Below are 10962 nucleotides of genomic sequence, written 5' to 3' on the forward strand. Positions count from 1 at the left end.
TTTTAATATTAATTTAATATATTATGGAGGGTTATTATGAAAATTACAGGTTATAAATTATTTCAAGTACCGCCAAGATGGTTATTCCTAAAAATAAATACTGATGAAGGAATATCAGGATGGGGGGAGCCAATAGTTGAGGGAAGAGCTTCAACTGTTAAAGCTGCAGTAATAGAATTTATGGATTATATGGTTAATCAAGATCCAATGAAAATTGAGGATCATTGGAATATTATGTACCGTGCAGGATTTTATAGAGGTGGACCTATATTAATGAGTGCAATAGCAGGAATTGATCAGGCCCTTTGGGATATAAAAGGGAAATATTTTAATGTTCCTATATATCAATTACTGGGAGGAAAATGTAGAGATAAGATTAAGGTTTATTCATGGGTTGGCGGAGATCGTCCTTCGGATGTTGTTAAAGCAGCTAAGTCGGCTGTTAATGCAGGATTTACGGCGGTAAAAATGAATGGCTCTGAGGAACTGCAAATTGTTGATTCATATAAAAAAGTAAATAAATCAGTTGAAAGAATAGCTATGATAAGGGAAGCTCTTGGATCTGACATTGGAATTGGAATAGATTTTCATGGAAGGGTACACAGGCCAATGGCTAAAGTTCTTGCAAAAGAATTAGAACCATATAAACCCATGTTTATAGAAGAGCCAGTATTGCCAGAGAATAATGAAGCCCTAAGAGATATCGCAAATGCTGTAAGTATACCAATTGCCACTGGGGAGAGAATGTTTTCTAGATGGGATTTCAAAAAAGTATTTATAGATGGATATGTAGATATAATTCAGCCAGATCTATCTCATGCTGGTGGAATTACTGAATGTAAAAAAATAATATCTATGGCAGAAGCATTTGATATTGCAGCAGCTCCCCATTGTCCATTAGGACCAATAGCACTTGCGGCATGTTTACAGGTTGATGCAACTGTATATAATTCATTTATTCAAGAGCAGAGTTTGGGAATTCATTATAATGTTAAAGCAGATTTGTTAGATTATCTTAAGGATAAAGAAGTTTTTGATTATAACGATGGGTATGTAAAAATACCTAATGGGCCTGGCCTTGGAATTGAAATTAATGAGAATTATGTAGATAAGATGGCTAAGATAGGACATAACTGGAGAAATCCTATATGGAGACATAATGATGGAAGTATATCGGAATGGTAGTTTTTGGAAAGATAGATATAAACTTTTTGTATAGTGTTTTAGATTTACCTTAATAATATTTAGAAGGGAACGATAAATATGGAAACTGGTAAAAATATAAGAATTGAAAATACAAAACCTACAAGAGCAAGAATGATAATATTAGCAATGGTTTTTGTATGTGTTATAATTAATTACATGGATAGAAGTAATGTATCCATTGCTGCCCCAATGTTTAGTAAAGAATTACATTTATCATCAGTACAACTTGGACTAATATTTTCGGCTTTTGGTTGGGCATATGCACTTTTGCAAATTCCAGGAGGAATATGTTTGGACAAGTTTGGATCAAGGGTAATGAATACGATATCATTAGGAATGTGGTCATTGTCAACGTTATTACAAGCTTTTGTTAAGGGATTTCCGTCATTTTTAGGATTAAGAATATCATTGGGAATCTTTGAGGCACCAGCATTTCCAACTAATAATAGAGTTGTAACTACATGGTTTCCAGAAAATGAAAGAGCATCTGCTATAGGATTTTACACATCAGGGCAGTTTGTTGGATTAGCATTTTTAACTCCTTTATTAGTTGCACTTCAAAATATTTTTGGATGGAGAGCCTTGTTTGTCATTACAGGAGTGATTGGGATGTTATGGGCTGCAGGATGGTATTTTTTATATAGAGATCCTAAGGCAAGCAAATGGATTAATGAACGGGAACTTAATTTTATTCGAAAAGGTGGAGCAATAGTAGATATATCTAATAAAAATGAAGAGGGAAAGATTAAGCGTAAATTTACCATAAATGATTTTAAGATTGTATTAACTAGTCGTAAATTATGGGGTATATATATAGGACAATTTGCAGTGTGTTCAACATTATGGTTTTTCCTAACTTGGTTTCCAACTTACTTGGTAGAATATAGACATTTAGGTTTTATTAAAATGGGTTTTTTAGCTTCACTGCCATTTTTAGCAGCATTTTGTGGTGTAATAATTTCTGGAATAATTTCGGATTCTTTAATTAAAAAAGGTGTGTCAGTTGGGATAGCAAGAAAAACACCTATAATATTTGGGCTATTATTATCAACATCAATAGTAGCAGCGAATTTTGTTGAAAGTCCATCGCTTGTTGTTTTGTTTATGACATTGGCTTTTCTAGGAAATGGACTAGCATCAATAACGTGGGTTTTTGTATCTACAATAGCTCCTATAGAATTAATAGGGTTAACAGGAGGTGTATTTAATTTTATAGGAAATTTATCATCGATTTTTATACCATTAGCTATTGGATTTATTGTCAAGGGGGGAAACTTTCAACCGGCTATTATATTAATTGGTGTGATTACATTTTTGGGAGCTTTGTCTTACATATTCTTAGTAGGAAAAGTTGAAAGAATAAAGGTTAATGGCTAATAATCTAGAATTCATAAAAACATACTGTAATTTTCTTATGTGATTCACCAATGTTATTATTAATGTGTTAATATAATTTTATAGTTTAGTTGAAATTGACGTTTTATAAAGTTAATCTTAAGATGACATTATCACAAGTTAACAACACAAAAAATGAATTAAATATTGACTTGAAACTAAAATTGTGTTATTCTAAGCTACGGTAAATTAAATAGTAGGAGCCCTTTAAAACTAGTTCAGAGAAACTGGGAAGGCTTAGTAATGATTTAAGATATTATATAATATTCAGTAAAAGTGTCTTCCAAATTGAGGAGACACTTTTTTGAACCTTTAATTTTAGTACAGAGATACTGAGAAGGAGGAAGGAAAATGTTAAAAGGAAGACATTTAATCGACATCATGGATTTTTCGACAGAAGAGCTTGATGAAATATTTGAATTAGCCAATGAGATAATTTCGGGAGAAGAAAAATTCTCTCAGGTATGTCGGGGAAAGTTACTGGCTACGTTATTTTATGAACCCAGTACTAGAACCAGGTTGAGCTTTGAATCAGCCATGATGAGACTGGGCGGAAAGGTAATAGGGTTTTCAGATGCACGTTCAAGTTCCGTGTCAAAAGGTGAAAGCATAGCGGATACCATAAGGGTAATTGGCTGCTATGCGGATATAGCTGCTATGAGGCATCCAAAAGAAGGAGCACCTAAAATTGCATCTATGTACTCCCCTATACCCGTTATAAATGCGGGAGATGGAGGGCACCAGCACCCTACTCAAACTCTTGCAGATCTTTTAACTATCAAATCTATAAAAGGAACAATGTTCAATCTGAAGATAGGATGTTGTGGAGATTTAAAGTTTGGAAGAACAGTACACTCGCTTATTAAAGCCATGTCTAGGTATGAAGGAAACAGCTTCACATTGATATCTCCCAAGGAATTGAAAATACCCGATTATGTAAAAAAAGAGCTGGACAATAAGAATGTTGAATACAGTGAAACGAGTAATTTGGAAAATGTTATAGACTCTTTGGATATTCTTTATATGACAAGAGTTCAAAAGGAAAGATTTTTTAATGAAGAGGACTATGTAAGGTTGAAGGACAGCTATATATTGGATAGAGAAAAGATGTCCAGAGCGAAAGAGGATATGATAGTGCTGCATCCACTGCCGAGAGTAAATGAAATCTCTTATGAAATTGACAGGGATCCCAGGGCCTGTTATTTTAAACAGGTGAAATACGGCATGTACGTTAGAATGGCTCTTATGATGAAATTACTTGGAATTCAATAGGGGGTAATGAATAATGCTTACTATAAATAGTATAAAGAACGGAATTGTCATTGATCATATAAAGGCTGGATTTGGAATGAAAATATATAAGTATCTTGAGCTGGATAAAGTTGATTATTCTGTGGCTCTTATAATGAATGCTGAAAGCAGAAAGCTTGGGAAAAAAGACATTATAAAAATAGAAAACAATCTGGAAATGGACTTTGATGTACTTGGGTTTATAGATCCAAACATAACAATTGATATAATAAAGGATGAATCCATATATAAAAAAATAAAATTAAAGCTGCCGCGCAGGGTGGAGAATATAATAGAATGTAAAAACCCAAGATGTGTAACTTCTGTAGAAAAAAATATACCTCATATTTTTAACCTGGTGGATGAAAAGACAGGGGAATACAGATGTGAATACTGTGATCAGATATATGAAAATATATCCCTATAAAGTATACAGTAGGATTAGAGTTCGTGAAAGGATGATTATAAATGGAACTTCTTATAAGGCATGCCAGGGTAGTGGATTGTTCCCAGGATTTTCTAGGAGATGTGTATATAAAAAATGGAGTTATAAACAAAATTGGAAAAAATCTGGAAGGAAATTGCAGGACAATAGATGCTAAAGGGTTAGTTCTAATGCCATCCTTGGTAGATTTGCATGTGCATTTTAGAGAACCGGGATTTACAGATAAAGAGGATATAGAAAGTGGGTGCAGGGCTGCAGTCAGAGGGGGGTATACCATGGTAAATCTCATGGCAAATACGAATCCCCCCTGCAGCAGCATGAAAACTATAAATTATGTATTGAAAAGAATCAGAGAAGTGGGACTGATAGATGCACATCAATGTGCCACTATAACCAATAATTTTGACGGAGAGGATATAAGTCATTTGGATGAACTCAGCGGAGATGTAAAAATAATATCTGAAGACGGAAAAGATGTCATGAATGGCGGAATTATGCTGAAAGCTATGATGAAGGCTAGAAAACTGGGAAAGATAGTAATGTGCCATTCAGAGGATGGATCCCTTTCGGACATTGACATGAGGCTGGCGGAAAATATAATGACCTGGAGAAATATATCATTTTCGGAATATACAGGATGTCCTGTGCACATAGCCCATGTAAGCACCAAAGAATCCATGGAATATATAATAAGGGCTAAAAGCAATGGGGCAAATATAACTTGTGAAGTTACTCCTCATCATATAGTCCTTTCAGGAAACAATTACAGGGTGAATCCTCCCATAAGAGATGCAGAGGATGTAAATTACCTCGTGGACAGTATAAAAAAAGGCTGGGTAGATGCTATAAGTACGGATCATGCACCTCATATGAAAGAAGATAAGCAAAGAGGTGCAGCTGGGATATCAGGTATAGAGACAGCTTTCAGCTTGTGTTATACAAAGCTTGTTAGGGGAGGTCACATAACTTTAAATAGACTTTCACAGTTGATGTCCAGAAATCCTTCCAGAATATTGAAGGTCCAGAAAGGACTTATAACTCCAGGATATGATGGAGACTTGATTTTGGTAGATTTAAACGTGGATTATATAATAAGAAGCTGTGAATTTAAATCCAAAGGTAAAAATACTCCCTTTGAAGGACGTAGGGTATTTGGTAAAGTGATTAAAACAATAAAAGCAGGAAAGACTGTGTTTGAACAGGAAATTTGATATTTTTGATTCGAGGGGGTTATTTATGATTATAGATGAATTATATGACAGAGTGGAGAAGACGGGAAATGTATGCGTAGGTCTGGATACAGACCTGGAATACATACCTAAAAATATAGTGAAATCCTGTGAAAGTGCAGAGGATGCAGTATTTGAATTCAACAGAAATATAATAGACAGCACTTTTGATGTAGCTGCCTGTTATAAGGTGCAGATTGCCTACTATGAAGCCCTGGGAATTGAGGGTATTAGAGCTTATAGCAGGACTTTGAAATATATAAGGAGCAGGCATGCCATAGTTATTGCCGATATTAAGAGGGGAGACATAGCAAAGACAGCTGAAATGTATGCAAGAGCCCACTTTAATGGAGATTTTGAGAGTGACTTTATCACTCTCAATCCATATATGGGGTTTGACACCATAGAGCCCTATATACCTTATATTGCAGGCAAAAATAAAGGCCTCTTCATACTTATACGAACTTCAAACAGGGGTGCTAGGGATTTACAGTATGTAAATACGGAAAAAAAGAGAAAATTATATGAAATAGTGGGAGAAAAAATAAACAACCTGGGCAAAAGATATCTGGGGAACTGCAGTTACAGCAGTATCGGCGGTGTAATAGGCTGCACTCATCAGGAAGAGGGAGCTCAGCTTAGAAGCAATTTGAATACTACCTTTTTTTTAATACCCGGATACGGAGCACAAGGTGGAAAAGCTGAGGATATTTCAGTTTATCTTAAAAATGGCAACGGCGGCGTGGTGAACTCCTCCAGAGGTATATTACTTGCCTATAAGAACAGGGAAATGGGTGAAAAAAACTATGGAGAATGTGCCAGGGAAGCGTGCATTAAAATGAGAGAAGATATATGGAAATTAAGATAATAATGGAGAGAAATGGAGAAAAAATCTATTGGAAGATAAGTTAAATTATACATGTAAGGAAGTATATGGAAACGCAGAAATAAGCGACAATATATATCAACTTGAAGTCAGCGGTAGTTTCAGGGGAAACCCAGGCCAGTTTTATATGCTGAGATGCTGGGAAAAGGAACCTGTATTGTCAAGGCCCATAAGCATACATGCTTTGGAAAAAAATAAAATAACTTTCCTGTATCGGGTAATAGGGAATGGAACCAAGAAACTGTGCAATTTAAAAAGAGGGGATAAAATTAACCTCCTGGGGCCTTTGGGAAATGGATTCAATATGAAAAAACTGGAGGGAAACATTGCCGTAATAACTGGTGGAATAGGTATTGCTCCAATGTTTTATCTTGTCGTGGATATGATAAATCACAATTTAATCAGCAGTGAAAATCGAAAAAATTTGAAAGTGGATTTGTATGCAGGATTTAAAGATGAAATATATTCTGTAGAAAAATTCAGATCCCTTGTTGATAATGTATATATTACTACAGAATCGGGTAAATATGGGAAAAGAGGTTTTGTCACGGAGGGATTTAAACCGGAATTTTATGATATGGTACTGTGCTGTGGACCTGAAGTCATGATGAAAAAAGTGGCGGAAGGTTGTGTGAGAAAAAAGGTAGCAGTGTATATGTCCATGGAAAGACGTATGGCCTGTGGGATCGGGGCCTGTTTGGGATGTGCCTGTAATACAATTTTTGGAAATAAAAGGGTATGTAAAGATGGTCCTGTTTTTTCAGGCCGGGAGCTGGTATGGTAAGTTGAAACTGTTTATTTTATTTGGAAGGGAGTTTGGTCAATTGCTGGATATATGCGGCGTGAAACTTAAGAATCCTGTAATTGCTGCATCGGGAACTTTTGGATTTGGAGAGGAATACAATGCTATCTACGATGTGTCAAAATTGGGGGCAATATGTTCAAAAGGCATTACACTGAATAAAAGGGAGGGAAATTACGGCACTAGGATTTTCGAAACTACAGGGGGTATATTAAACAGTGTGGGACTTCAAAACCCAGGTGTTGATCATTTTATAGAAATTGAGCTGCCTGAGATGAAAAGATTTGACACAGTTGTAATAGCCAATCTGGGGGGAAGTACTTTGAAGGAATATATTGAGGCCGTGGAAAAGCTGAGTGATTCAGATGTGGATATTGTAGAACTCAATATATCATGCCCCAATGTGAAAAACGGCGGTATGGCTTTTGGTATAAAATCCCGGGTGGCCAATGAAGTAGTAAAAGCGGTCAGAGAAAAATGCAGTAAACCTCTTATGGTAAAATTGTCGCCCAATGCAGAAGATATTGTGGATATGGCCTTAAATTGCTGTGAAGCAGGGGCAGACAGTATATCTCTTGTAAATACCTTTAAGGCCATGGCTGTAGATGTAAGAAATAAGAAAGCGGTATTTGATAATATTACTGCTGGGCTTTCAGGACCTGCAATAAAGCCCATAGCTCTTAGAATGGTGTATGAGGTTTCAAAGGCAGTAAATGTTCCTGTAGTTGGGATAGGTGGAATATGCAGTTGGGAGGATGCGGTGGAATTTATCATGGCAGGTGCCAGTGCGATTCAAGTTGGAACTGCAAATTTCATTAAGCCTGACATATGTCTGGATATAATAGAGGGGCTTGAAAAATATGCGGCAGAGGAAAAAATAGAGGATTTAGAAGAAATAAGAGGAATAATCTAGGAGGAAAATTATGAGCAATTTAGTTATAGATAATTTGAAAGAATCCGGGGCACTTTTAGAGGGACATTTTTTACTTTCTTCAGGGAGGCACAGCAATAGATACTGTCAGTGTGCTAAACTTTTGCAATATCCGGATAGGGCGGAAAAAGTATTGGCAGTTGTTGTACAAAAGTTGAAGGGTGTCTATTTTGACAAAATAGTAGGGCCTGCAATGGGTGGAATAATAGTTTCCTATGAGCTTGCAAGACAGACTGGAAAACCCGGGATATTTGCAGAAAGACAAAATGGAGATATGACTATAAGAAGAGGTTTTGAGATAAATCCGGGAGAGAAGATCTTGATTTCCGAAGATGTGGTGACTACGGGGAAGTCTTCACTGGAAGTTGCCAGAGTTGTAGATAATTTGGGAGGTAAGGTTATAGGTATATGCTGTATAGTTGACAGGAGAGCAAAAGATATAGATATACCCTATCCTGTATATAGTGCAGTAAAGTTAGACATAAGCACTTATGATGTAGAAGATTGTCCTATGTGTAAGGATGGAATGGAATATGTGAAGCCCGGGAGTAGAGTGTTTAAATCGAGTAATTCTTAAGCTCAGTTAAGTCTATTTAAATAAATTAAGTAGGGCTTAGCTTTATCCGAACGCTAACATTGCTAATACTCCCAACTTCTTAAAGCTTACGATAAGCACTGCTACGCGCCTGGATAAGTTCTGCTAAGGTTCAGCTGGAGAAAAGTATTTCTTATAGGCAAACTCCATCTGAACCCAAGAATCACTTGATAAATAAAGTGGATGCAATAGATTAAATATATCTGGAAAGGTTCACAAAAAATTAGTACTATTTCTTAGGATTTTGAGTTATAATAAATAACGAGTATTTATGTATTATAGATAAAAAATTAGAATGGTTTTTTTATCTATGATGATTGGTTAAGTTTATAATTTTAATACTGAGTATAGGAGGAATTTTTGAGTGGTTAAGCCAAGTATTTTTAGCAAAGAATATGAGAAGAAAATGCGACGACGCAAGAGAAATTTGATTATACTTGTGATAGCGTGTTTATTAATAATAGCTTTAGCTGTAATTTATATAAGAGGGGCATTTAAAGCCGCAGTAAAGGAAACAAATAAAGTAAAAAGTAATATTTCTGCTGAAAATAAACAGGTAAAGGACAGTAGCCATGGTGCAAAGGTATCTTCGACAGATCAGAAATCCAAATCAGTAAAAAAAGAAGAAAATTATAAAATAAAATTGAGTGATGGCAAGAGTGTAAATTTGGCATACGAAGGTAAGGGCAGCGATAGAAAATTTAAAAGTGTCACTCCTGGAAATGGAAATTATGATATAAGTCCCTCTGCTAAAAATATAGTGCTATTTGACAGCAAATCTCAAAGTATACTTCTAGTAGATATAAATGGCAATAAACAGGATATAACAAATCCTAAATATGTATCTACTAACGGCAGTGTGATAGAAAAAAATGCCCAAATATCCAGCAATCCATCTTATATATGGTGTTTATCACCGAAATTTTTGGACGACAATAATATCGCATATATAAGTCAACTACCATGGATAGGTAAGACCTCAAAATATGTGTGGATAGAGAATATACAGAATAAAAGTCACATTATGGTTCAAGGTATACAGGGAGAAAATATAAAATTTCAGAGATTAACCGAGAAGGGACTTACAGTGATCGAAGATGGCGCAACTGTTTATGTAAATGCAGCAGGTTCTGTTACCCAGTAGGTGGGGTATGTACCTTGCTGACTGGGTATTCTTGTAGTACAGTGGACAATAATAACTAGCTTGTTAATTTAGGAGGTATTATGGATATAGGATTGTCATCTGCCAGTTTTTATCCATATGTAAATACGGAAGACAGTATAACTATAATGAGAAATTTAGGATTTAAATTGGGAGAGATATTTTTAAACAGCGATAGTGAGTATGAAGAAAGTTTTGGAAAGTTGCTTTTGGAACAAAAGTTAAAAAATGATTTTGTTATCAATTCAGTTCATGCATTTTCTTCTTCTTTTGAACCCTATTTATTTGATGAGTATAAAAGAAGAAGGGATGATGCTTTTTTAAAATTTGAAAAAGTTTGTAAATTAGCAAAATTGCTGGGAGCTAAATGCTATACTTTTCACGGTATGAAGTATAGAAAATTACAAGAGGTTCACAGCAGTTTTATTTTTGACATTTATAATAAGTTGACATACGCAGCAGGAAAACAGGGTATAAAATTATGCCAGGAGAATGTTTTCTGGTGTTTATCCAGCAATACTGATTTTTTGTATGAGCTTAAGGAAAAATGCAGTAATCCCATATATTTTACTCTGGATATAAAACAGGCTTATAGAGCGGGCAGGACACCTGAAGAATATATAGACGTCATGGGAAGTGCTATGGAAAATCTTCATCTAAATGACAGAGACGATAAAAATTCCTGCCTTCTTCCGGGAAAAGGAGATGTGGATTATAAAAAAATACTTTGTAAGTTAAAGGAAATAGGATATAATAAAGTGGGTATAATTGAAGTATATAGTGATAATTATAAAGATTATTGTCAGCTGAAAGAGTCCCAAAACTATATCTGGAATATTATTTGCAGTCAAAAACTATGAAATTTGTTTGCTTAATATGAAATTATAATACGAATATTATAATTTTAGTGGTAAAATATATAATATAAATGTACAAATTAATAATTTATTCTTAATATTGAAATTAAATTATTGTCAATGAGTAAAAGTGGAAAGTATAATATATAAATGTGAATGGATTT

At 34.9% G+C, this 10962-nt stretch carries 11 protein-coding genes; all 11 read left to right on the forward strand.

Translation table 11 applies throughout. The annotated features are described in order from the left end of the window. The first annotated feature begins 36 nt into the window (after positions 1 to 36). The 11 genes from dgoD (at position 37) to J5G60_RS12730 (ending at position 10801) form a co-directional block, all read left to right on the forward strand. Positions 37 to 1185: a galactonate dehydratase gene (dgoD, locus tag J5G60_RS12680; protein ID WP_150357945.1), complete on the forward strand. Its 1149-nt coding sequence runs from the start codon at positions 37 to 39 to the stop codon at positions 1183 to 1185. A gap of 78 nt (positions 1186 to 1263) precedes the next feature. Next, on the forward strand, positions 1264 to 2583 hold the full coding sequence (locus J5G60_RS12685) for an MFS transporter (RefSeq protein WP_150357946.1): 1320 nt from the start codon (positions 1264 to 1266) through the stop codon (positions 2581 to 2583). A 369-nt stretch (positions 2584 to 2952) separates the two neighbouring features. After that, positions 2953 to 3873, forward strand: a complete 921-nt coding sequence (gene pyrB, locus J5G60_RS12690) for an aspartate carbamoyltransferase (RefSeq protein WP_150357947.1) — start codon at positions 2953 to 2955, stop codon at positions 3871 to 3873. A gap of 13 nt (positions 3874 to 3886) precedes the next feature. Then, on the forward strand, positions 3887 to 4318 hold the full coding sequence (locus J5G60_RS12695; RefSeq protein WP_150357948.1) for an aspartate carbamoyltransferase regulatory subunit: 432 nt from the start codon (positions 3887 to 3889) through the stop codon (positions 4316 to 4318). A 41-nt stretch (positions 4319 to 4359) separates the two neighbouring features. Then, positions 4360 to 5547: a dihydroorotase gene (locus J5G60_RS12700; protein WP_150357949.1), complete on the forward strand. Its 1188-nt coding sequence runs from the start codon at positions 4360 to 4362 to the stop codon at positions 5545 to 5547. Between the two features lie 25 nt (positions 5548 to 5572). Continuing rightward, positions 5573 to 6433 (forward strand): orotidine-5'-phosphate decarboxylase, encoded by an 861-nt coding sequence (gene pyrF, locus J5G60_RS12705; protein ID WP_150357950.1) that lies wholly within the window; start codon positions 5573 to 5575, stop codon positions 6431 to 6433. 28 nt (positions 6434 to 6461) lie between these two features. Then, positions 6462 to 7235 (forward strand): dihydroorotate dehydrogenase electron transfer subunit, encoded by a 774-nt coding sequence (locus J5G60_RS12710; protein ID WP_150357951.1) that lies wholly within the window; start codon positions 6462 to 6464, stop codon positions 7233 to 7235. A gap of 40 nt (positions 7236 to 7275) precedes the next feature. Next, complete coding sequence (locus tag J5G60_RS12715) at positions 7276 to 8166, forward strand: dihydroorotate dehydrogenase (protein ID WP_150357962.1); 891 nt, start codon at positions 7276 to 7278, stop codon at positions 8164 to 8166. Positions 8167 to 8176: 10 nt separating this feature from the next. Beyond that, positions 8177 to 8761, forward strand: coding sequence for an orotate phosphoribosyltransferase (gene pyrE / locus J5G60_RS12720; RefSeq protein ID WP_150357952.1), 585 nt, complete (start codon positions 8177 to 8179; stop codon positions 8759 to 8761). Positions 8762 to 9143: 382 nt separating this feature from the next. After that, positions 9144 to 9923 carry a hypothetical protein gene (locus J5G60_RS12725; protein WP_179977919.1) on the forward strand — a complete coding sequence of 260 codons (780 nt, stop codon included), beginning with the start codon at positions 9144 to 9146 and terminating at the stop codon, positions 9921 to 9923. Between the two features lie 80 nt (positions 9924 to 10003). Continuing rightward, on the forward strand, positions 10004 to 10801 hold the full coding sequence (locus J5G60_RS12730; protein ID WP_150357953.1) for a sugar phosphate isomerase/epimerase family protein: 798 nt from the start codon (positions 10004 to 10006) through the stop codon (positions 10799 to 10801). The last annotated feature ends 161 nt before the right edge of the window (positions 10802 to 10962 follow it).

Source organism: Clostridium sp. HV4-5-A1G (assembly GCF_900184915.1).
GTDB classification, from domain to species: Bacteria; Bacillota; Clostridia; order Clostridiales; family Clostridiaceae; genus Clostridium_B; species Clostridium_B aromativorans.